The organism is Flavobacterium cupreum (assembly GCF_003996965.1).
Taxonomy (GTDB): domain Bacteria; phylum Bacteroidota; class Bacteroidia; order Flavobacteriales; family Flavobacteriaceae; genus Flavobacterium; species Flavobacterium cupreum.
In genome coordinates this window covers 136221-160554 of the sequence record NZ_QWDM01000001.1, presented here as the reverse complement: position 1 = coordinate 160554, position 24334 = coordinate 136221, and the positions used below count along the sequence as shown (strand labels likewise).

The 24334-nt window shown below is 35.8% G+C and carries 13 protein-coding genes and 3 pseudogenes; 11 read left to right on the top strand and 5 right to left on the bottom strand.

Annotation, left to right across the window (positions count from 1 at the left end; translation table 11 throughout):
- Positions 1-19: 19 nt before the first annotated feature.
- Positions 20-535 carry an RNA polymerase sigma factor gene (locus tag D0817_RS00675; RefSeq protein WP_127336461.1) on the bottom strand — a complete coding sequence of 172 codons (516 nt, stop codon included), beginning with the start codon at positions 533-535 and terminating at the stop codon, positions 20-22.
- 197 nt (positions 536-732) lie between these two features.
- Between D0817_RS00675 and D0817_RS00670 the strand changes: the two genes are divergently transcribed.
- Positions 733-1758: a hypothetical protein gene (locus D0817_RS00670; RefSeq protein ID WP_127336460.1), complete on the top strand. Its 1026-nt coding sequence runs from the start codon at positions 733-735 to the stop codon at positions 1756-1758.
- Between the two features lie 135 nt (positions 1759-1893).
- Here D0817_RS00670 and D0817_RS26165 read toward each other — a convergent pair.
- The 3 genes and pseudogenes from D0817_RS26165 to D0817_RS00655 all read right to left on the bottom strand — a co-directional run.
- Positions 1894-2021 (bottom strand): annotated as a pseudogene (locus D0817_RS26165) (transcriptional regulator); the annotation flags it as partial.
- Positions 2022-2897: 876 nt separating this feature from the next.
- Positions 2898-4103, bottom strand: a complete 1206-nt coding sequence (locus tag D0817_RS00660) for a hypothetical protein (RefSeq protein WP_127336459.1) — start codon at positions 4101-4103, stop codon at positions 2898-2900.
- A gap of 534 nt (positions 4104-4637) precedes the next feature.
- Positions 4638-5621, bottom strand: a pseudogene (locus D0817_RS00655) (SDR family NAD(P)-dependent oxidoreductase).
- Positions 5622-6021: 400 nt separating this feature from the next.
- Between D0817_RS00655 and D0817_RS00650 the strand changes: the two are divergent.
- Positions 6022-8043 (top strand): glycoside hydrolase family 97 protein, encoded by a 2022-nt coding sequence (locus D0817_RS00650; protein ID WP_238160790.1) that lies wholly within the window; start codon positions 6022-6024, stop codon positions 8041-8043.
- A gap of 54 nt (positions 8044-8097) precedes the next feature.
- Positions 8098-8319, top strand: a pseudogene (locus tag D0817_RS26510) (hypothetical protein); the annotation flags it as partial.
- A gap of 353 nt (positions 8320-8672) precedes the next feature.
- On the opposite strand, the gene D0817_RS00645 reads toward D0817_RS26510, so the two are convergent.
- Positions 8673-9407 (bottom strand): GntR family transcriptional regulator, encoded by a 735-nt coding sequence (locus tag D0817_RS00645; RefSeq protein ID WP_127336458.1) that lies wholly within the window; start codon positions 9405-9407, stop codon positions 8673-8675.
- A 256-nt stretch (positions 9408-9663) separates the two neighbouring features.
- Here D0817_RS00645 and D0817_RS00640 point away from each other — a divergent pair, with 256 nt between their 5' ends.
- The 8 genes from D0817_RS00640 to D0817_RS00605 all read left to right on the top strand — a co-directional run bounded on the left by D0817_RS00640 (position 9664) and on the right by D0817_RS00605 (position 24228).
- Positions 9664-12348 carry an ROK family protein gene (locus D0817_RS00640; protein WP_127336457.1) on the top strand — a complete coding sequence of 895 codons (2685 nt, stop codon included), beginning with the start codon at positions 9664-9666 and terminating at the stop codon, positions 12346-12348.
- 89 nt (positions 12349-12437) lie between these two features.
- Complete coding sequence (locus D0817_RS00635) at positions 12438-15452, top strand: SusC/RagA family TonB-linked outer membrane protein (protein WP_202866467.1); 3015 nt, start codon at positions 12438-12440, stop codon at positions 15450-15452.
- 11 nt (positions 15453-15463) lie between these two features.
- Positions 15464-17053 (top strand): RagB/SusD family nutrient uptake outer membrane protein, encoded by a 1590-nt coding sequence (locus D0817_RS00630; RefSeq protein ID WP_202866461.1) that lies wholly within the window; start codon positions 15464-15466, stop codon positions 17051-17053.
- An 11-nt stretch (positions 17054-17064) separates the two neighbouring features.
- A complete protein-coding gene (locus D0817_RS00625) occupies positions 17065-18249 on the top strand; it encodes a SusE domain-containing protein (RefSeq protein WP_127336456.1) in 1185 nt (394 codons plus the stop codon).
- A gap of 54 nt (positions 18250-18303) precedes the next feature.
- Entirely contained in the window at positions 18304-19494 is a 1191-nt protein-coding gene (locus D0817_RS00620; RefSeq protein ID WP_127336455.1) for a glycoside hydrolase family 76 protein, read from the top strand.
- A complete protein-coding gene (locus D0817_RS00615; protein ID WP_127336454.1) occupies positions 19494-20672 on the top strand; it encodes a glycoside hydrolase family 76 protein in 1179 nt (392 codons plus the stop codon). The genes D0817_RS00620 and D0817_RS00615 overlap by 1 nt, the downstream gene beginning before the upstream one ends.
- Before the next feature lie 12 nt (positions 20673-20684).
- Positions 20685-23036, top strand: a complete 2352-nt coding sequence (locus D0817_RS00610; protein ID WP_127336453.1) for a GH92 family glycosyl hydrolase — start codon at positions 20685-20687, stop codon at positions 23034-23036.
- A 28-nt stretch (positions 23037-23064) separates the two neighbouring features.
- A complete protein-coding gene (locus D0817_RS00605) occupies positions 23065-24228 on the top strand; it encodes an MFS transporter (protein WP_127336452.1) in 1164 nt (387 codons plus the stop codon).
- Positions 24229-24334: the final 106 nt, after the last annotated feature.

Sequence of the window (24334 nt, the reverse complement as noted above, 5' to 3'; positions counted from 1 at the left end):
GATTCCATTTACCCTACTTTTATAAATCTATTTCTTTACGCAGGCTTAACAAAGCCAGATGAATGCGTTTTTCTACAGCCTTGACGCTGATTTCGAGCTCGAGGGCAATTTCACTGTATTTTTTGCCGTCAATCCGGTGCATCAGAAAAGCAACGCGCTGTTTTTCATTCAGGTTTTCAATCGCTTTCAGGAGTCTGGCCTGAAACTGTTTTTCCTCCAGCAGGTATTCGGGGTTTTCATTGGTTTTATCGAGGCCGGTAAAGTCTTTTTCGTATTTCAAAACCACTTTTTGGTGGGCTATGGCATTCAGGCTGCTGTTGTTGGCAATGGTGTACAGATACGACTTTGCCTTTTCCAGCGGTACCGAAGCACAGTTTTGCCAGAGCTTTACAAAAGCCTCCTGGGCGACATCTTCGGCCTGGTCGCTATTGCCAAATTTATAAAAAAGAAAATTCCGAAGCGCTTTGACATGGCTTTTAAAAAAAGACGAAAAAACGATTTCATCACAAGTGTTGGATTGGTTTTGATCTGGCATTTCAATTTTCAATTGGTATGCTGCAAAAGTATTTGTTTTTGGTATAAGTAGGGTAAAAGCAAATAGGATTGTTTTATAAGAGTATAAATACTATTCCCTTTTGATAAATTAGTACACACCAACGGACAGAAACCTTTGAGGACGAATTTATTAAAAAACAGTTTCTTAAATTTTATTACATTTGTAAAAATATCACTATGTTGCCTTTCCAAAAATATTTATCCATTGTCCTTGTACTGTTCTTGTTTGGCTGTCAGAGCGATTCAGAAGAGCAGAACGATTATGTACAGGGAACCGTTACCAATACGTCTCCGCTTACGACCTATCTCCAAAGGGTGGCCATGGTACCCACCGTGCAGGACAATGTCATCGACGGGTCTACGTACTGTACCATAAAACTCCCGTATACCGTGACGGTCAACAATACGCAGATCGCCCTGACGACCACGGCCGACTACCAAAAAGTAATCGACAATATTAACGCTGATGCTTATGATGATGATATTGTAAAAATTACTTTTCCGGTCACCATGGTCTACTACAACTACATCCAGAAAGTGATCCCGAACGAAACGGAATTTAAGGAGCTAATCGATTACTGGAACATGTACCCGGACCTGTTGTCTAAAATCAACGGACTTAACATCAATTATCCGATTACGATCAACACCTATAACAGTGCCAATCAGATTGCCGGTTCGGTGTCGATTGCCAGCGATCAGGCCTTTTTTAATTTTATCAAAAACCTGAACGCCAGCCAATACATCGCCCTGCAATATCCGATCTCGGTTACTGATTACAACAATCAGACAAAAGCGATTACGAACAATTCCGAATTCGAAAACGCCATCAAATACGCGATCGATTACTGCCCCGAAAACAACATCACGCCACTCGATTTCATCGCAACCCTAACCGGCGCTTCCTGGGATATTACGTATTATTTTGCCGATTCTGATAAAACGGCTTCCTATAACGGCTATTGCCTGGTGTTTGCTAATGACCAGTCGGTTGTAGCGACCAAAAATGGAATTTCGGAAACCGGACAATGGCAAAGCAGTGTGCAGTATGGGGTAAGGGTATTTCAGCTTACGTTCAGCTCCCCCGAACTCGCGAAATTGAATACGAGCTGGAAGTTGTTTGAGTTTAACAATTCGATTATACGCTTTCGCAATGTCAGTAATGGTACACAGTATCTTTATTTTGAAAAAAGTAAAAGCTGATCGTGGGCTTAGCAATATAAAGAGAGTTTAATTATATCACCGCATTTTTTTGATGCGTTTATAGGAGCCATAAACAAAGAGAGAGACTACGTAAACTGTAGTCTCTCTTTTTGTATTGTCATATCTTGTAAAGGTTTATTTTCCTTTTAATAATTTTTCCAGGTATTCGATTTTATCTTTTTCGGCTTGTAATAAACGTTCGTAAAGGCTTTTGATTTCTTCTACTGTTCCATTAATTTATCTAAGGGATTGAAAGTACAGGAAATATTATCTTCTTCGAAGTCAGCGGGGGATATTAATATTTTGGCGAAAAACCAGACACAAAGTTTAATGTTGGGTCAAGAGTTGCACTTTTGAATAACCAATATAAAAGGTGGTATGCAGGAAGTCACAAGACTCATATATTAGATTAGTAATAGGAATGAGATGGTGACTCTTTCTTAATTCACTTTTCGTAATTGCAATTAAGCTGCGAGCCTTTTGGATGTAAACAAAAGATAGGTTAGATTTATCCTTTATCATATTAGAAAATAAAAGACTTATAAAAATCACAATATACAATATGTCAAAGGAAAAAAAAAGTTTTATAGAGGATTTTAAAAAGGAGGAACTACTTATTGATAAACAATTGGAAGAATTGAAGCTATGGGAAAGAAGTTTTCAGACTAACATATGCAATTCACTTCTCCTTGTCGAACAATCTGATTATTCAAATTCTCCTGATAAATCGTATGATCATTCCAATACTTAGTGCACTATACGGCATAATCCACAAGAGTTCTAAAAAGGAAAAAATAACCGATACCACTACCGCTCTAATGATTACTAATGGTGATCTATCGTATCTTTAAGACCTTAATCAACTTTATTTATACGGACACTTTTGCATGTTGATGCCCCAATTGCACAGAGATATTTTCAAGTTTCAGATCAACTCGGATAATTTTTATACCTTACAGTATCGCTCAGATGCACTGGAACAGGCGGAAACGAAAGATAAAATTCTTAGTACACTTGCCCAGCAAATCACGATACCATTTTCTGATTTGCAAGATTTGAGATCGTATACGGACCTGAAAGCTGCACGAAAAATATTTGAATTTACAAATTATGATGAGGCAATGCTGAAGTGGTTTGAATTACCTGCTGCTATTTTTATAGCGTTTGACATTTACTGCAGTAAAAGAATAAGATATCATTATATAACTCCACAGCGCCAACTTAGTTTCATCTTGTATCTTTGGAAGATATTTCATTGAGTCTGTTGATTTATAAAATGAAAAGGCGTAATTTATTTCTAACTCTTTGACAGGTATGTATTTTAGCGAAACATCATTTTCAAATCCAAGGAATTTTGATGTTTCATTACCTAAATTATTCACTAAGGGATATTGTGTATAAAAAAGATGAAAATCAGATCGTAGTGATAATTTAGGATTTATTGGTATCGTAGTAAATAAATAAGGATTTATTAAACCTTTTCCACTAACATCAGTAGGGAAACGGGTAAAAACGTTCATATTCCCGTTAAATTTCCAGGTTACGCCGTATAAAACATCAAAATCTCCCGACTTGTTTTTAGATAATGCAGAACTGCTTCCGCTAATTATTTCAGCACCCAGTCGCCAGTTTAATTTTCGAAGCGTTAATCGAATTTCTGGCTGAAGATAGCAGGCCAATACTTTTTGCCCTTTAAGATTATTTCCAAATTGTAAATAAGAGTTAAGTGTGTAATACCAGTTCTTTTTTTTAAATTCAATCCTGCCACCTGAAGTGACGCGTGTATACATTTCGTCTGAGGTTGTGTTTTTTAAAAAATCAATAATATTCATTGCATTAAAAGAAAATTCTTTGAAAGAATTATAGCTAAAGTTATTCACTAACATGTATTTGTACTTATTTGATGCCACCGGAGAATAGGCCGGATCAAATTCATTACCATACTTTCTGGTAAATAAAAAGAAGAAGTCATTAGAAAAATATTTTGAAGATTTCATTATTCGAATCCCTTCGTGAGCCCTTCCCTGCTGTGCCCATGGAGCATCAGAGAACAATCTGCCATTATCTAATAATATACTTTGTCTTCCTAAACGAACATTTATGGATTTAAATTTCGTTTCAAAAAAAAGTTGATAAAAGCTGAGACTTCCCACTTTAGAAGCTTTATTGTTTTGATCCCAAAGATGAATTTCCTGCAAATCTGATTTAACAAGCCATTTTTCTCTTGCATATTGCATAGAAATTCTATTTCTCTGTGTGATGTAAAAATAAGGATCTATTGAATCGTTGGGAGGAAGAATGTAATTAGAAGTATATTCTGCTCTCGGCCTTATTTCAACATTCATTAAGAACTGCTGAGACAGGCTATCTGTTTGTTGCGCACTTACTTTAATGATAAGTACAAAGAATAATAATAAGAGTTTTTTTTTACTACTGTTCTAATTATCATATTTCTTATATCCTATAGATTTAGTATGTAAAAATAATGATAGTTAAGTTATTTGCAAGCGTAGACCTTAGTTTGTTACCTCTATTTGCATCTATTTTGTTAAAAAATAAAATCTATTTCAAATCTGGTTTCTTCGGGTGGTGAAAAAAGGGTACTAACGAGATTCTTGCGGACCATCATAATCCAGAAGTATCCAGGGTCATTTTACCTGGGAATCTTTTAGTGGTAATGCATAATCATCAGCTCTTGGTTTTCCGGATTTCTAGTGTACAAGATGCCCGTCTGCTACGATTCTGCCACAAAACTTAGACGGGTGAATATCTTTAAAAAACGCCTTTACTTTTTGTGGCAGAAGAAGTATCCACTCCACATCATTTGTTTCGGAATTTGCCGTAATACCTGAATTGGAATTTTTAAATGTTTAATAGTATTATGTTTTTTTGCCCATTAACAGAAGAGCGACACCGAAACCCAATCCCGCAAAAAGCGCCAGATTAAGGTTTGACGATGTTTTTGACGGTTCCTTCCCATACACTCTTAATGGTTCTTTAGATTGTGTCAAAACATTTCCGGAATTATTCTCCTTATTGTGGTTCAGTTTCATTTTTGCCCGTACTGCTGCAGAGGCAGTATTGATTACCAGTTTTGGAAATAATCGATAAGTGTTGGTTATAGCCGCAGCTCGTAAATCCGGAAAAGTATCCTTTTTTGGATGTTTTGCCACATCAACCATTTTAGCCGCAGTCTCATGGGGATCAGAAGCAATAAAGGGGATACTCATAGAAAAACCGGAGTATTTGGCAGAATGTAAATTACCCGTGGAATTTTGTAATTGAGGATAGAGATTACATAGATGGATATTTTTGCGGTTTGAAACTTCACCCTGCAGGCCTTCCATCATACCCCTGATTCCATATTTGGTAGCAGAGTAAACAGCGCTGTAAGGGGCAGGCATAAATCCTCCGATGGATACATTGTTAATCAAGATACCTTGATTTTGCTTTTTGAAAATTTTAACCGCGTTTTAAGCTCCATGCATATACCCAAACAAATTGGTTTTAATTACCTGATGGTGAATTTCCATGGGAATCTCTTCAAATTTTCCACTCGCCATCACACCGGCATTATTCACCCAGATATCAATTTTTCCGTTTATCTTCAAGGCTTCATGAGTTACTCTTTCCACGTCTTCAGCAATAGACATATCGGCATAAACACCCACTGCCAGTACATTTAATTTTGTGCAATATGCAACAGCCTGGTCAATACCTTTGCGACCTCTGGCAACTGCAATTATATTACAGCCTTCGTTCGCAAAGGCTTCTACCGCTGCAAGGCCAACGCCGCTGCTGGCACCTGTTATAACAACAGTCTTTCCTTTAAGACTGGTGCTGAGAGTTTTATTATCTTTCATAGTCTTTTATTTAATTTAAATATATAAGTTAATGAAAATAATTTTTGAGGCGATACCATTTAAGAAAATTTTAATTTCTGTCTATGTTTATCCACTCGCGATTTATTGTCTGCTTCAGCTTCTTTGGAAGCACTAATCCCGAATAGGGACCATCGAATTATAAAAGGGAGGATACAAAACGGGTTAGGCCTTTAAAACTTTGAATCAGCAAGACAAACATTGAATGGAATTGAAGTTTTGCATATGCGGAGAAAGAATCAGATGGTAAAGACCAAAGATATTTATATTAAATCATTTTGTAATCAATAGTTTAATTTTTAAATTATTTAAATTCTTATATTTGATTCTGACAGCTGCGACAGGACCAAATCTATACCTTGTAGTCAAAAGGCTGCCCAAAATGATCCACCTAAATGAAAATAACCTGATCAAAATTGTCAATTACTTAATAAAATTTTATATGAAAGCGATTACCATCTTTAGTTACTTGATTTTACTTTTAGGATTGTCCAACACCTATTCGAAAGATAAAAAATTTGAGCTGGAATCACCCAATGGCGAAATAAAATTATATATTACTTTAGAAGATAAAATATACTATTCGATAGTGGCTGGTGGCGAGGAGCTGGCTTCAAAGAATTACTTAGGATTAATTCTTGAAAACGAAACTTTAGGTTCTAATCCTGAATTACTAAAAAGTACAACCGGAACAATAAACGAAACCATAAAGCCATTTATTTCGTTAAAATATTCTTCAGTAAATAATGCATATAATTATTTGCTTTTAAATTTTAAAAAGGGATACTCGGTTGAATTTCGTGCCTTTAACGATGGTGTGGCCCATCGGATCATTACCAAAAAAAAGGGTGAAATCAAGGTGGTAAATGAAAATTTTGTTGTGAATTTTCCCGATAATTACCTGCTGCACTTGCAGCAGCCCGAAAGTTATAAGACAGCTTACGAAGAATTATACTCTCACACACAATCTAATGACTGGAGTTCATCTGGAAAAATTTCTACACTTCCGGTTTTGGTTGATTCTAAAAAAAAGTACAAATTACTAATTAGTGAATCTGATCTTTCAGATTATCCCTGCATGTTTCTTAAAGGCAGTCCGTCAGGAATAAAAGGTACATTCCCTAAAGTACCTTTAGAATTTGGTGCCGATGGAGACCGCAGCGTAAAGATTCTCAAAGAAAGTGACTTTATAGCAATAACTTCGGGGAGTAGAAGTTTTCCATGGCGTTATTTTGTTATAACCAAAGATGATAAAGAAATTATTGAAAATACAATGACGTTAAAGCTTGCTGCAAAAAGCGAATTAAAAGAAAGTTCATGGATTAAACCAGGACAAGTTAGCTGGGAATGGTGGAATGGTGCTGCGCCTTATGGTGCTGACGTTAATTTTATTTCAGGATATAATCTCGAAACCTATAAATATTATATTGACTTTGCTTCAAAGTACGGTATTAAATATATTATTATGGATGAAGGATGGGGCAAAACGACGGAAGACCCTTATACTCCGAACCCCAACATTGATCTTCACGAACTTATTCGTTATAGTAAGGAAAAGAACGTAGGTATAGTACTATGGCTCACCTGGCTGACAGTTGATAAAAATATGGAACTATTTAAAACTTTTAAAGACTGGGGGATAGCAGGAGTAAAAATTGATTTTATGGATCGCAGTGATCAGGTTATGGTGAGATATTATGAAAATGTTGTTAAGGAAGCCGCTAAGCATCAGATATTTGTAGATTTTCATGGAGCATTTAAACCTGCCGGCCTCGAATACAAATACCCAAATCTTATTACTTATGAAGGGGTAAGAGGAATGGAGCAAATGGGAGGATGCAGACCTGATAATAGTTTATATCTTCCTTTTATGCGTAATGCTGTTGGGCCAATGGATTATACACCTGGTGCAATGATTAGTATGCAGCCGGAGGTTTATATATCAGAACGTCCTAATTCGGCCAGTATTGGTACGAGATCTTATCAACTTGCTTTGTTTGTCGTTTTTGAAAGTGGACTGCAAATGCTGGCAGATAATCCTACTAATTATTATCGGGATAGAGAGTGCACGGATTTTATTACTTCTGTTCCGACTACATGGGACGAAACTAAAGCTTTGGAAGCAAAGGTTGGAGAATATGTAATTGTCGCCAAAAGAAAAGGAGCCAAATGGTTTATTGCAGGAATTACTAATGGTTCCCAAAAAGAAAGGTCTTTTGTAATTAAATTAGATTTTTTAAAAACCTCTAAATCTTATAGGTTAACATCATTTGAGGATGGCATCAATGCTGGATATCAGGCAATGGACTATAAGAAAAAAAAATACCAGGTAAATTATAAAGATGATGTTAAAATTAAGATGGTGAGAAATGGCGGATGGTCAGCAGTTTTAGAAGAAATTTAAATAGGTAAAAAGAAGATTACAGAATTAATAAAAACATGGTGATATTTATATAGAGCACTAGATAAACCAGGCAATACAGTAGACTTTCCTTTGATCAGAAGAAGACAAAGAATAAGCGCTCAGTTTTTTCTAATTAAAGCTATTAATAATAACTGCCGGCCAAGAGTAAAAAACAGTAATAAAACGGTTATACTGCCGGAACGATCAAAGTATATAACAAGCGTACGTTCTCAAAGATTAAAATTCGGCAGTGTAAATATCTCAGCAATATGGTAGAACAGGACCATCGATTTAATAGAGCCTTAAAAGAACTAAAATGAGTAAAAATACCACCTCGTGTTCCAGAGTAGTGATGATATAAATTGTCCAGGATGTAAGGAGATAATATTGCCGAAAACGCTACAGCTAAAAATAAATCCGGTGAGAGTTTGGTTGCCGTTATTTAACGCTTCATATAAATTAAGCTTTTGATTTAGATATGATATTTTTAGAACTTAAGAATGTCATAGAATATGGCTCTTAATTATTAGCGGGAAGTATTCAAATATCTAACCACTTCATTGAGAATGATGATATGATATAACTTGTGCGTATTAATTTTTTTTAAATTCATATATTTTACTCAGAAATTATATTTCTCGCTCAAATTCAAGTGTATAAGTAAAACTATCTGCTTTATAATATCCAACGTTCCATTCTAAAGGTCTGTTGCCGGGATCAAAAACAAACCTCTTTCGCTTCAGTACCGGATCTCCGGTTTTTATTTCTAATTTTTCAGCTAAAAAAGCTTCTGCGCTAATAGCACTAATCTCTTCCTTAGATAATTTTACAATAGAATTATAATCTTGTCCGAGTATTTCATACAAAGGACGTGAAAAATCTTCATTACCTGTCAAACCAATTCTTGGATTAAAATAAGATATAAAATACACAAAAGGATACTCGGCTTTACCTCTCAAACGTTCTAACTTTAAAATCCGTACGTCATCTTTGATATCAAAAAATAAACAGAGCTCTTCCGTTGGTTTCACCCAACTTAAATGCAGTTCATAATTTTTGATTTCTATACCCAGGGCTTTCATTTCCTGAGAAAAACTCAGCCAATTCTGTGCTTTTGATATGATAGAAGTTTTTTTTGCAAATGTTCCTACTCCTTTTTTTCTCACAAGCAATCCTTCATAAACCAATTTATTTATAGACTGGCGCAAAGTACTTCTGGAGATACCTAATTGTTTAGACAAATCCATCTCGTTTGGTAATTTAACTCCTTTTTGATACTCTTCAGACGTAATTTCTATTCTTAATTGCTCTTCAATCTGAACATGAAGCGGAATCGGACTACTATGATTTAATGTTATTTTCATACTTATTTATCTAATTCATTACGAATCATTCATTTTTGTTAAACATTTAAAATCAATACGTTTAAACCTAAAATAGTAATGTAAATAGGTGATATGGCCATTTTGTTTTAATTGTTTCTGCAAAGTTAATTTATTTTTTTGACAAAAAGCAACTATGTACTTTGTGGTATGGTAACAATTTATTTACTTTGTTTTAATAGTATGTACATACATATATACATGATTAATTTTGCCTATTCATTTTAACTGAAAATTTATGAAACTTTATTATTTAGGAATTGATATTGGAGGCTCGCATATATCCGGGGCTTTAGTTGATTCTGAAACAGATTTACTTGTTGCAGCTTCTTATCAAAAAACGCTATTAGATTCAAATGGACCTTGCGACTCATTTATCAAAGGTTTTCAAGATCTGATTGAAAAAATAATAAATGATAACACTCCTGTAAATTTGCATCAAATTGGAGCTGTTGGTATTTCAATGCCAGGACCTTTTAACTACAAAGACGGCATTTCAGAGATTAACGGTGTAAAAAAATACGATTCCTTATTCGGTCTGAATGTGAAGCAGGAAATCAAAAAGATTGTAAATAATGTTCCGGTTTATTTTTTGAATGATGCAGAAAGTTTTGCCATTGGAGAATATGGAGCGGGGGTGGCAATGCATAATTCCCGAAGCATTGTCTTAACATTAGGAACCGGTTTTGGATGCACATACCTGATAGATGGGTGTGTTCAGTCAGAAGAAAAAAACGGTGTACCTCCAAATGGCTACTTGTATAATATTCCATTTAAAGATGGAATTGCTGATGATTATTTTTCGACAAGATGGTTTGTAAAAAAGTGGAATGAACTAGATCGGGAAAAAGTTCATACCGTAAAAGAGATTACCATTTTGGCTGATGATCATGATTCTGATGCGCTTTCTTTATTTGATGAATTTACCGAAAATTTCATCCAGTTTATGACCCCATGGATATTAAAGTTTCAACCCGAAAGTCTTGTCTTGGGAGGAGGAATAGCAAAAGCATCTCACCATTTTTTAGATCAGATGACAAAAAAAATACATCAAGTTAATAAAACGGAAATACATATATGCAAACTGTGGGATAAAGCTGCGATAATGGGAGCCGCCTTACATGCAAATAACTCTTTAAAAAAACAAGATTTGGAACAGAACAAAGAATGGCGTAAAACACAGCAGTATTTAGCACCTGAGAAAAAAGAAAATAATGAAATTTCATATGATGCCTATCCTTCATTTTCTCTTGGAGAGAACAAGATTAAAGCAGGTATAGAGGAATTTGCATCATGGATAGAACAGCATAAGATTATTACAATTGATGGATATTTAGGTGTTTTTTGGAGTCACCTTGTAGAGAGTTTAAGCGCAGAACTAAAAAAAAGAGGCAAAACTGTAAGATGTTTTCATGTAGATGCCGCAATGAAATCTTCGGATAAATTAGATGAAATGCTGGTACCTTACTTAGGAGGTGACGACCCGCTTTTTGGAAAAATTACGGATAAAAACTTAATAGATTGGTTTGATACTGAAAAACTAAAACTAATTAAACCTGACACCTCAGCAGATATAAATATCATACTGGGATGTGGTGCTTCTTTGGCTCAATGGCAGGGCCCAATTGTTTATTTTGATTTGCCAAAAAATGAATTACAGTTTAGAGCCCGTGCCGGAATGGTAAATAATCTGGGATCTAAAAATAAAATTGACAATCGCAGAACATACAAGCGTTTTTTCTTTGTGGACTGGGTAGTGTTAAACAAACATAAAAACGAGATACTGCCTGATATCGACCTTATTGCAGACGAGCAAAGACCAAACAATTACTTGTTCATGACGGGTGATGCACTTCGAGCAGGGCTGAGTCAAATGGCAAAAAATGTTTTTAGGCCAAGACCATGGTTCGAGCCGGGAGCCTGGGGTGGAACGTGGATGAAAGAACAAATGGAAGGCCTAAACAAAGAAGTCGATAATCTGGCGTGGTCATTTGAACTTATGGTTTTGGAGAATGGGATTATGTTTGAAAGCGACCAATATTTATTGGAAGTTTCTTTTGACTTTTTGATGTTTAATAATTATAAAGAAGTATTAGGAGATTGTGCAGAAAAATTTAAGCATGACTTTCCTATTCGATTTGACTTTCTGGATACGTTCGATGGAGGAAATCTTTCGATTCAATGTCATCCAACTCCGGAATACATCAGGGAACATTTCGGAATGCCATTTACTCAGGATGAAACCTATTACATTTTGGATTGCAAGAACGAGCCATTGGTATATTTAGGATTTCAGGATGGTGTAAAACCGGAAGAATTTCACAAAGCATTATTACAGAGTCAAAAAGAGGTAAAAGAACTAGATGTAGATAAATATATTCAAAAATTTACAGCAAAAAAACATGACCTTTTTTTAATACCCAATGGTACTATTCATGCTTCGGGAAGCAATAATCTAGTTCTGGAAATCAGTAGTGCTCCGTATATTTTTACTTTCAAAATGTATGACTGGCTGCGACTGGATTTAGATGGAAAGCCACGACCGCTAAATATTGAACATGGAATGAGAAATGTAGATTTTGAAAGAAAAGGAGATTCTGTTGTTCCGGAATTAATTTCAGTGCCTTATATCATTAATCAGACAGAAGAGTACACACTGGAACATTTGCCAACTCATCCTGAGCACTTTTATGATGTACACCGATACACATTGAATAATAAAATTCATATTCCGACTAATAACAAATGCCATGTCTGGATGCTTATCGAAGGTACTTCTGTAATTATTAAAACTAAAAACGGAATCAGGCAGCGCTTTAATTATGCTGAAACATTTGTGGTTCCTGCGTCTGCAGAAAGTTATACGATATACAATGAAAACCCAAATAACAAAACCTTATTGATACAGGCCTTTGTAAAATAAGAAAATACACTTTACTAACAAACCAAAATCTAACATTATGAATTTATGAAAAACCACAAAACACCCTTTCCGATTTTTAGGATCTATGGATCCCAAAAATCACGGCTAATTTTATCATTATTTTTGATGATAAACATAACCGTGTTATATGCTCAAAATTCAATTTCGGGTACTGTCAAAGACAGCAAAACGCTCGAAACTATAATTGGGCAACAGTCAGCATCAAAGGTACAAAAAACGCTACAACGACTGATTTTGATGGTGGTTACAAGTTAAAAGCTCCTGTAAATTCTGTTATTATAGTAAGCTTTATAGGATATGAAAGTGTCGAAAAAACAGTAAACGGCAACACTATTGATTTTATTTTAAAAGAAGAAGAAAACCTTTTAAAGGAAATTGTTGTTGTGGGGTATGGAACTCAGAAAAAGGCAAATTTAACTTCTGCAATTGGTAGTGTAAATTCAGATGTATTTGAAAATAAACCTGTCGTCAATGCATCAGAGGCATTACAAGGCACCATTGCCGGTTTAGTTATCCAACAGGGATCAAGTGAGCCGGGTCAGGGAACAAATATTAATATTCGCGGCATTGGAACTTTTCAGTCCGGTACTTATCCCTTAATATTAATTGATGGTTTGCAAGGAAGCATTGACAATCTTAATCCTAATGACATAGAAAGCGTGTCAGTGCTAAAAGATGCGTCTTCTGCAGCGGTTTATGGATCAAGAGCAGCCAATGGGGTAATATTAATTACAACCAAAATGGGCAAATCCGGAAAGACCAGAGTATCTTACGATTACATTTATGGCATGCAGCAGCCCACTAACATGCCTAAATATGCAAAAGCCTGGGAATATGCTGAATTAAGGAACGAAGCCCTTATCAATTCCGGACTGCCTGCAAGATTTACACCTGATCAAATCAATGATTTCAAAAAAATAGGACAGGGAACGGTTTGGCTGGATGAACTCTATAAAGATAAAGCACCACAAGCTACACAAAATCTTTCGATTGAAGGAGGCGGAGAAAAAACATCTTACCATGTTTCTCTTGGTCATGTTGACCAAAAAAGTTTATTTGAGGGTAACGACGATTTTGGCCTTAAAAGGAATAATGCCAGAATAAACATTCACTCCAAATTATCTGAAAAATTCAACATAACAGCCAGTGGAGCATATAATGGTACTGTAATAAAAGAACATGCATACTGGACGAACTGGCTTATAGAACAGGCAACCAGAATACCGGTCATATATCCTGTAAAAGATGAAAACGGCAATTATACTCTTCCAAGCGGGAGCAACTCTAACGGTTTGGCCCGTTTAGCAAAAGGAGGCATGAGAACGTATCAAAATGATGGATTGGCAGGAAGCATCGCAGCAGAATGGTCTATAATAAAAGACCTAAAACTTAAAGGATTTTTTGGAGCCAACTTAGCGGAAAATAATAATCATGAATTCCGAAAATCTATTGACTATGCACCTTATACAGGAGGCGGAGACAATGAAAGCTCTGTGATGGATCGTTTTGAAAGAGCTTTGCTGCTTAACTCAACACTGACTTTAAACTATAATAAAAAAATAGGCGAAAATCATTCTTTTACCGGCTTACTGGGAATCTCTGAAGAAAGCAGTAACAGGAGATGGTTTCAGGCCAGAAAGATTGGTATTCCCGGTAATGAATTTGGTGTTCTGGGGAATGGAGCACTAACCGATGAAAAAAACACATATGGTAACGAAGAAGAATGGGCAATCCAGTCTTATTTTGGAAGACTAAACTATTCGTATAAGGATCGTTATCTTTTAGAAGCTAATGTAAGGGCAGATGGCTCATCACGATTTTCTTCTGAAAACCGTTGGGGAGTTTTCCCGTCATTTTCCGGAGCATGGCGTATTTCTAAAGAAAACTTCATGAAATCGGCAAATTATATCAGCAATTTAAAAATTCGCGCTTCATGGGGACAAGTTGGTAATCAGGACATCGGACTTTATAGATATTTGAGAACTGTGTCTATTAATACCCAAGCCTATTCCTTTAACGATAATCTGGCCAATGCTGCTTATTTTAGTGAAGCAAATCAGGAGCTTAGTTGGGAAACCAGCCAAATGCTGGATTTTGGAATTGATGCTGGTTTCTTCAATAATAAATTGTCATTGACATTTGATGTATACAGTAAAGATTCTAAGGATGTATTGGTAAACAGCCTTCCTGTTCCGGGTATTTATGGCAGCCAGTCACCAACTCAAAATATTGGTGCAGTAAACAATAAAGGATGGGAATTTACTGTGAACTACTTATTCAACAACGGAAAGGTTAAACATTCCATCAATGCAAATGTTTCCGATAATGTGAATGAAGTGACAGATGATGGAGGAAGAACTCTCATTTCGGGAACAGATGTCGTTACAATTTTAAAAAATGGATTTCCGTTGAATTCTTATTACGGACTAAAAAGTGATGGTATTTTTCAAAATGCAAATGAAGTTGCCAATGGTCCAAAACAAAATTTTAATGCTGCAGGCGCAAAACCCGGAGATTTAAGATACATTGATAGAAACGGAGACGGCGTAATCAAGGAAGAAGATGACCGATTTATTTTAGGAAATCCTTATCCACGTTATACCTATGGACTTACTTATACCGCTAATTGGAATGGACTCGATTTAAGCATCTTCTTGCAAGGTGTGGGAAAACGCAGTATGTGGATTCGCGGTGAGGGAGTCGAAGCGTTTCACAACAGCAATGAAGGCCCGGTAATGGATTATCATATAGACAGATGGACTCCTCAAAATCCTGATGCCGGATATCCGCGTTTAACAATTGGTACTGAATCGGCAAATAACGCCGCTAAATCAGACTTTTGGATACAGGATGCATCTTACCTGCGTTTAAAAAATGTACAATTAGGATACACAATTCCTTCCCGATTCACCGATCAATTAAGAGTAGCTAAGTTCAGAGCCTATATAACAGGTCAAAATCTACTAACATTCACCAGGTTAAAAGCAGGATATGATCCTGAAATTAATTCTGGTGAAGCTTCAAACGGCCGTGTATATCCAGTAACAAAAGTTTTAGCCATTGGGGTTAATGTTAACTTCTAAAACATTTAGATATGAAAACAAAACATATAATAGTATTACTTGTAATGTGTGTATTTTGGGGTTGCGAAAATCTCGATACACCATTATTAGATAAAGAATCGGATTTATCATTTTGGGATAAACCCGAAGATGCCCTTAACGCCTTAAACAGCTGTTACCCGGATTTATACAATGCTGACCAGTTTATTTTTAACGAATCTCTTTCTGATAATTCATATACAAAAAGTAACAATGGGTCATTGGTCAGAGATGTGGCAAATGGCAGTTACGATACTTCGGCGGCGTTGGTTCGTGATGTCTGGAATTCCAGATATGTAGGCATTAAACATTGCAATATTTTATTAGATAACATCAATAAAGTGCCTGGTTTGAGTGACGATTTAAAAAAGAGATACATTGCCGAAGCAAGAGCGATCCGTGCTTTCCATTATTTTATCTTAATGAATAATTTCGGCGATGTACCTTTAGTTACCAAAGAAATAAGTATCGAAGAGTCGAGAAAAATGCCAAGAACCCCTAAAAAAGATGTTTTACAATTTATTTTAGATGAATTGGATTTTGCTAAAATCTTACCTAATTCGTATGCTTCCACAGATAAAGGACGTTTTACGAAAGGGGCAGCAATGGCGCTAAAAGCCAGAGTTTTGCTTTGTGAAAGCCGCTGGCAGGAAGTCGCTAACATTTGTGATGCACTGATAAACAAGGATGAAGCAGGTAATTTAGATTTATTTTCAGGTTCTTATGCTGATTTGTTCAAACCTCAAAATAAAAATAATATTGAAGTCCTTCTGGATGTGCAGTTTATGCCAATAAACAGAGAACAAAATACGCAATATTATTTAATTCCTCCATCATTTGGCGGTTTTGCAGCAATTTCTCCAACGCAGGAATTGGTTGACAGTTATTTGTTATCAAATGGCAAAACGATTGCAGATGCGAGTTACAATGAACTAAATCCATATAATAACAGAGATCCCCGTCTAGATGCAACGGTAATAAGACACGGATCCCAATTAGAAAATGCAAATGGCAGTTTTACTACGATCAACACTGCGTTAGGAACTGGTGACGACTCTATAAACAATTCATCGAACAGCACTCCAACAGGATATTATGTTTCGAAATTTTATGACAAAACAGCCCGTAATATGCTGTATTCCGGTTCAAATTTAATCCTGATTCGTTATGCCGATGTGCTATTAATGTATGCCGAAGCAAAAGCTAAGCTAAATCAATTCGGTCAGGCGGAATGGGATTTAACAATCAAAAAATTGCGTACAAGAGCAGGATTTACAAATCCGGCTGCTTTGAATTACCCTGCTGTTTCTAGTTCTGAAATGGAAGAAATTATACATCGTGAACGCCGATCTGAACTTGCAATGGAAGGCTTGCGATTAATGGATTTACGTCGTTGGAAATCAGCCGAAACAGTTCTCAATGATTGGGTCCATGGTATGAAAACAAATGAAGCGCCGCTTATTGACAATGGGTATGTACGTGTTGAAAAAAGAATATTCAATGCTAATAAAAATTACCTGTGGCCAGTTCCGCAATCAGAAAGAGATTTAAATAAAAACTTATCTCAAAATCCTAATTGGTAAAAATCTAATTTATGAAAAAGATATATACAAGACTCTTTAGTCTTATAGCAATCCTTATTTTGGGAAGCTGTACCGAAAAATACGAATTGGAGACAGGTTTTGATGCGCCGGAATCATTAATAAATCCAGTTGCCAACCAGCTTGTAGAGATAGATTTAGAGAATGGAACTCCAACTGTTTTTGAGTGGACAAAGTCAGAATCGTATTATGGAGGCGTAGTTTTATATGAAGTTCTGTTTGATAAAGAAAACGGGGACTTCAGCAATCCTATCTACAAAACAGTTTCGAATGCAGGAGGTGGAGATAATTGGTTATCATTAACACCAAAACAACTTATTATCTTGGCCAAAAGTGCCAACATAGGTATAGATTCTGAAGGCGCTGTCAAGTGGAAAGTGATAGCCTCTCAGGGAGGGGAAAAAAAAGAAACACAGGAAACACGCATTATTAAACTGAAACGTCCTTCCGGTATAGCTGAAATACCAGGTGAATTATTTATTTATGGTCAGGGTTTTGAGGCACAGACTATAAACGCTGCAATGAAATTTAAAAAAACAGAAGATGGTGTTTTCGAAATCTTTGCGTCTGTAGCCAATAGCGAGATAATCTTATGTAATTCTCTGTCGGATTCAAAAGTTAACTATAAATTAAATAACGATAATAAGTTAATCGAATCTGAAACTGAGTCGGGGACTCCAATTAACGGAACAGGAAAAGTCTACAGGATTGTTGTCGATTTTAATTTACTGACTATTAAAACGACTGAAATTCAGTCTATTCAGATGATCAGGACATGGCAGTACAATCTGGGAGATTTTACTTATATCGGTAACCACAAATTTGAACTTAAAAATATTGCACTTCCTTTTTATCACGATTGGGGGTATCCCGAAGAGCGTTATCGTTTTTGGGTTGCGACCAATGCAGGCAGGGAAATTTGGGGAAGTTATCATAATGACCAGATGAACGGTTCAAATATTCCCGGAATGCCGGCATTTGGAACTCAGCCTGACGGAACCCAGCCGGCTCAATATTATAACGTATATAATCTTGCAGACATTCCAAGTGCGGGTCAAAGCCAGGACTGGATTGGCATGTATAAACTTCCTAAAGATTCTGAAAACAAACGGGCTAATGTAGTTATTGATTTGTCTCCTACAGGAAGTTATAAACATTCAGTCACCGTTATTAATTAAAAAAACAACAGGCTGTTTGCTTATTAAACAGCCTGTTTCAAAAAAACTTATAGTATGAAAAATATCCAAAAATTAAGTTTACTGTTAATTTCAATACTTCTTTTTTCGTGCCAGGAGAATGAAGATAATGGGTTAACACATCCTGATCCAACTGATCCCGTTGTTACAATTAGCTATAAAGAAAAAGCAAAACAAACATTTGATTTGATTCAGCAAAATTATAAAATCAATAGTTCTGGTCTTTATCTTGAAAATTTCCCTAAGCAGGTTGGTGACAGAGAAAGCTCTTATCTCTGGTCACTTGATGGACTTTTAGCTGGTGTAAACCAATTAAAAGCAATAGGTTATAAAGATCAGGTGTTAAATGATTCTTATACCGCTTTAGAAAAATATTATGATTCCCAGCGTCTTCCGGGTGCTTACGCAGCTTTTCCTGTGCAATACAGTTTAGATGATCGTTTTTACGATGACAATGCCATTATTGCACTTGAATTAATTGAAGATTTTGAAATCACCAAAAATCAGGCTTCTTTAGACAGGGCTATAAAACAAGTAGATTTTACCAAAACAGGTGAAGATACCAAAACAGGTGGCGGTATCTATTGGGTGGAGCAATACAGAAATAAACCTGAAAGCGACCTTTGTAACAAAGCAGTTTGCGCAACAGCTTTTACAACAACTTATCTTCTTAAACTTTACCAGCATACAAAAAATGAAGAATATCTGCTATTTGCAAAAAGATTGTACAAGTGGCTAAATGACAATACTAAAGACCCGGTTGATAATCTTTTCTGGAACGACATTCGGGTAAGGGATAACTTTGTAAACAAAACAAAATGGACCTATAACTCCGGCGCGATGATTACCAATAATATTTTGTTGTACGAAATATCTAAAGACGTTACCTATCTTAATGAAGCCAGGGCAATTGCTTCATCTACTTATCGTGTTTTTACAAGAACAGTCGATGGCAAACTCTTTTTCCCGGATCATGATTCCTGGTTTAATGTATGCCTTTTTAGAGGGTATCTGGATCTTCTTAAACATGATCCAAATGCGCAGAATTATGTAAACACTTTCATCAACAATGCCGATTATGCCTGGGAAAAAGCAAGAAACAGTTCTGGATTATTTTATGAAGACTGGTCGGGAATCAAACAGGGAAGAGATAAATGGCTATTGCAACAAGCGGCATTAGTAGAAATTTATGGACGTATTGCATTATTGAAAGGAGAAAAAGAATAATGAAGAAAATAGTAACGGCAATTATACTTGGTATTGTATTCATTGCACAAGCCCAAGGCCAGCAGAAAATAGAGCCATATAAGGAATATAAAAACAGAGCCGAATCATTTTATGAATTGGTTTATGGATTATATTATTTGCCAAAGTATAATTTATTTTCTGAATATTATCCCAATACCAATCAGCCCAATTTAAATTATTTTAATGACGGAGAGAAAGCAGCAAAAGAAGTTTCATTTTTGTGGCCTTTTAGCGGAATGACATCGGCTGTGAATATATTGTACAAAATTGATAAAAAGAAGTATAACACTTCTCTTAAAAATTTGATTGAAGCTCAAAAACAATACCGTGATACTATTCGAAAGCCTATTGGATATCAGGCATACCCAACCAGACTCGAAAAATCGGATCGTTATTATGATGATAACGGATTAGTAGGTATTGATTATATTGAAGCTTACTCCAATACAAAACAGAAGAGTTATCTAAAAGATGCCAAAGAAGTTTTTGAATTCATTATAAGCGGATGGAATAGTGATCTTGAAGGCGGAGTTACCTGGCTTGAAGGGATTTATGACCAAAAACCGGCATGTTCCAACGGAAAAGCAACAGTATTAGCATTAAAAATTTACGAACAGACAAAAGACAAATATTATTTAGACTGGGGCCTGAAATTTTATAACTGGATGCATTCGCATTTAAAGGCTGAAGAAAATATTTACTGGAATGATATGAAAACCGCTGATCGTTCTGTTTTAAAAACCGCCTGGACTTACAATACCGGAACAATGCTGCAGGCAGCTGTGAGCTTATACAAAATTACAGGCAACAAAATGTATCTTAATGAAGCACAATCACTGGCCGAAGGTTCTTATTTATATTTTGGGAAAAAACAAACCGATGGTCGTATATCAATTTTAGATAATCCGTGGTTTACTGTCGTTTTATTTCGCGGCTATCAGGATTTATATGCTGTCGATCAAAACTCAAAATATATAAATACTATTATCAAAAATATTGATTTCGCATGGGCAAATGCCCGGGATGATAAAGGGCTTTTGTACAGTGATTGGAATGCCGAAAAAGACGAATCAAAAACACCAAAATGGCTGCTTAATCAAGCTGCAGTAATCGAACTTTATGCTCGGATTGCATTAATAAAAAAACAAAATACTTAAATTTATTCTATCATGAAAAAGATTTTAAGCCTGCTAATTATAAGTCTAAGTTGTATATGCAATACCTCTCATGCACAAAATGGGCAAAAAAAACTATCCGATTATGTAAATCCAAATATAGGAACTGCTCACAGCCGATGGTTTTTTTATACCCCGGCTGCTGTGCCTTTTGGACTGGCAAAATTAGGACCTTCTACCAATGCGCACTATGGTAATGTGCAAGGTTGGGAAGCGACAGGGTATGATGACCGGGACACTTCTATTGAAGGATTTGCGTGCCTGCATGAATTTCAGGTTGGCGGAATAGTACTGGCGCCTTCTGTAGGTAAATTGCAGACCATTCCCGGAACTCTTGAAAATCCTGATGAAGGTTACCGTTCAAGATTTGACAGAAAAGATGAATATGCTACTTCGGGATATTATTCGGTTTTACTAAAAGATTATAAGGTAAAAGCAGAACTTACCGCAACAAAAAGAGTTGGTTTTCAACGTTACACGTTCCCAAAATCTAGCGAGTCTCACATTATATTTGATATCGGAAACAGACAGGGTGAAAGCGGTGCAGTAAAAGAATCAAAAGTAATGATGACTGAAGATGGGCGTATCGAAGGATATGTAATTACCAATCCTGAATATGTAAAAAAATATCAGGCCGGTGCCGAAGTTGCCATGTATTTTTCTGCTGTTCTGGATAAAAAACCGAAAGCTTTTGGAGTATTCAACAAAGAAGGGACTTTAGCCTCCAAAAAAGAAATTTCCGGAATTGGGGCTGGTTTATATTTAACCTTTGATACCAAAGAAAATGAAACCATTACAGTAAAAGTTGGTCTGTCTTATACTTCAGTTGCTAATGCACGACTAAACTTAAATTCGGAAGCCAAGAACACCAATTTTGATAAAGCAAAAAAAGAAGCATTAGCTACATGGAATGAATATTTAGGAAGAATAACTGTTGAAGGTAAAAATGATACAGATAAAATTAAATTCTATACAGGTTTATATCATGCTCTTTTAGGAAGAGGATTATACAATGATGTCAATGGAGCTTATCCTATGAATAATGGAGAAATTGGACAAATACCATTAAACAGCAAAGGAATCCCAAAGCACAATTGCTACAATACAGATGCAATTTGGGGAGGATTCTGGAATTTAACCCAACTATGGGCTTTGGCCTATCCTGATTATTATGCGGATTGGGTGCAGGGGCAGCTGCTTGTTTATAAGGATGCCGGATGGCTGGGCGATGGGCTTGCAAACAGTAAATACGTTTCGGGTGTGGGTACAAATTTCACAGGATTGGCAATTGCTTCTGCTTATAATTCAGGAATTCAAAATTTTGATGTAGCACTAGGATATGAAGCGGCATTAAAAAATGAAATTACCTGGAAAGACAGAATCGAGGGCGCAGGAAAAATGGATGTGAAGCAATTTATAGAAAATGGGTACTCACCACAAATAGAAGACATCGGTTTTAATACTATTACTGAAGGTTCAGGATTTTCAGCTTCACATACATTAGAATATTCTTATAGTGCTTTCGCAGTGGCACAATTTGCCAAATCATTAGGTAAAACGAAAGATTATGACCAATTAATAAAATTATCTAAAGGCTGGAAATTATTATATGATAGCGAAAGCAAATTTATACGTCCTAAATATGCCAACGGAAAATTTGTCGATAACTTTGATCCTTCACAGCCATGGCGAGGTTTTCAGGAAGGTAATGCGTGGCAATATACGTTTTATGTTCCTCATGATATAGAAGAATTAGTAGAAACGCTTGGTAAAGACACCTTCAACAACCGGTTAGAAACTATTTTCGAAGCCTCTCAAAAAAATGTATTTGGCGGTGGTACTAAGATTGATGCATTCGCAGGATTATCAGGATTCTACAATCATGGAAACCAGCCCAATTTGCATATCTCATGGCTGTTTAATTTTTCAGGAAAGCCATACTTAACTCAAAAATGGGTACACGCTATCTGCGATGAATTTTATGGTACCGAAGGAATTCATGGTTATGGTTACGGACAAGATGAAGATCAGGGACAATTAGGATCCTGGTATGTAATGTCATCTATTGGTTTATTTGATGTAAAAGGACTTACAGAGATCAATCCGTCTTACCAGATAAGCAGTCCGATATTTGATAAAATAACAATTAAATTACCAAAATCATTAAACAGAAAAGACTTTATCATTGAGGTCAGTGATAATTCTAAAAAGAATGTTTATCTGCAAGAGGCAAGTTTCAACAATACCAGTTTAAAGAATTTAAAAATAAGTCTGGAGGATATTAAAAAAGGAGGACTTATAAAAATGGCTGTAGGCGATAAGCCATGTCAAAAATGGTCTAATTAATTTCCTAATAAATTTTATATAATAAATCATGCAAAAAGAGCAAATTAATTTAAAACTCCTGCCCATCCTAATGGGATTTTTTATCATGGGATTTTGCGATTTGGTAGGTATTTCAGTAACCTACGCGCAATCCCAATTTAATTGGAGCGAGACACAGGCCGGTTTTTTACCTTCTATGGTTTTTTTATGGTTTTTCATATTATCTATTCCGGCAGCAATGGCAATGGACAAATACGGAAGAAAGAATATGGTTTCACTTGGATTACTTGTTACACTGGCGGCTACTTTTATCCCCATTATTTTATTTAATGAAGCAAGCTGTTATATGACATTTATTTTACTTGGAGTGGGTAATACTATTTTACAGGTATCTCTAAACCCATTACTTACTAATATTGTAGACAGTTCAAAATTAACCAGCTACATTACCGGAGGACAATTTATTAAAGCAGTATCCTCTTTTGTAGGACCTTTACTGGTGGGGTATTTTTCTCTAAAATATGGTTCGTGGGAGAAGAGCTTTTACGTTTACACTCTAATTACCTTCGTTTCACTCGTCTGGTTATTTTTTACAAGGATAGAAGAGGGGGTAACTGAAAAGAAAACCGCCAGCTTTTCTAAAACAATTGGCCTGTTAAAAGACAGAAATATTTTACTGTCGTTCCTTGGCATTTTATGTATTGTGGGTCTGGATGTTGGTATGAATACGGTAACTCCAAAATTACTGATAGAAAGGGCTGGTTTAGTTAAAGAAGCAGCTACATATGGTTCAAGCTGGTATTTTGCAGCACGTACAATAGGTACAGTCTTTGGTATATTCTTATTGAGAAAATTTTCTGAAAAAGTATTCTTCAAAATCAATATGACAGTTGTTCTTTTTGCATTGGTTTCACTAGTTTTTGCCGAAGGCCAATCTCTTATTCTTGCATTGGTTTGTATAATTGCTTTTGGATCATCGAGCATCTTTGCTGTAATCTATACGTTGGCCATAAAATCAAAACCCTTATTAACCAATGAAATTTCCGGATTAATGGTTACCGGAGTGGCTGGAGGAGCTGTATTTCCGCCTTTAATGGGATTTGCCACAGATTATATTGGCTCACAGCAAGGTGCTGTAGGAATTATTGTTTTGTGTGCCATTTTTCTTCTTTACTGTTCTTTTAAGTTAAATAATATCATAGTACAACAGTAATAATAGTAGATGTATTACAAAAAAAATAAACTCCTGTAATTAATGAAGTTGTGGAGCGTAGTGTTCAGATTAGGTATTTTGTAAAACTTCGGAGAAACGAAATGGA

Bases quoted from the DNA above. Each gene is read 5' to 3' on its own strand.
- D0817_RS00675 (WP_127336461.1), bottom strand. From the start codon at position 535: ATGCCAGATCAAAACCAATCCAACACTTGTGATGAAATCGTTTTTTCG.
- D0817_RS00670 (WP_127336460.1), top strand. From the start codon at position 733: ATGTTGCCTTTCCAAAAATATTTATCCATTGTCCTTGTACTGTTCTTG.
- D0817_RS00660 (WP_127336459.1), bottom strand. From the start codon at position 4,103: ATGAATGTTGAAATAAGGCCGAGAGCAGAATATACTTCTAATTACATT.
- D0817_RS00650 (WP_238160790.1), top strand. From the start codon at position 6,022: ATGATCCACCTAAATGAAAATAACCTGATCAAAATTGTCAATTACTTA.
- D0817_RS00645 (WP_127336458.1), bottom strand. From the start codon at position 9,407: ATGAAAATAACATTAAATCATAGTAGTCCGATTCCGCTTCATGTTCAG.
- D0817_RS00640 (WP_127336457.1), top strand. From the start codon at position 9,664: ATGAAACTTTATTATTTAGGAATTGATATTGGAGGCTCGCATATATCC.
- D0817_RS00630 (WP_202866461.1), top strand. From the start codon at position 15,464: ATGAAAACAAAACATATAATAGTATTACTTGTAATGTGTGTATTTTGG.
- D0817_RS00625 (WP_127336456.1), top strand. From the start codon at position 17,065: ATGAAAAAGATATATACAAGACTCTTTAGTCTTATAGCAATCCTTATT.
- D0817_RS00620 (WP_127336455.1), top strand. From the start codon at position 18,304: ATGAAAAATATCCAAAAATTAAGTTTACTGTTAATTTCAATACTTCTT.
- D0817_RS00615 (WP_127336454.1), top strand. From the start codon at position 19,494: ATGAAGAAAATAGTAACGGCAATTATACTTGGTATTGTATTCATTGCA.
- D0817_RS00610 (WP_127336453.1), top strand. From the start codon at position 20,685: ATGAAAAAGATTTTAAGCCTGCTAATTATAAGTCTAAGTTGTATATGC.
- D0817_RS00605 (WP_127336452.1), top strand. From the start codon at position 23,065: ATGCAAAAAGAGCAAATTAATTTAAAACTCCTGCCCATCCTAATGGGA.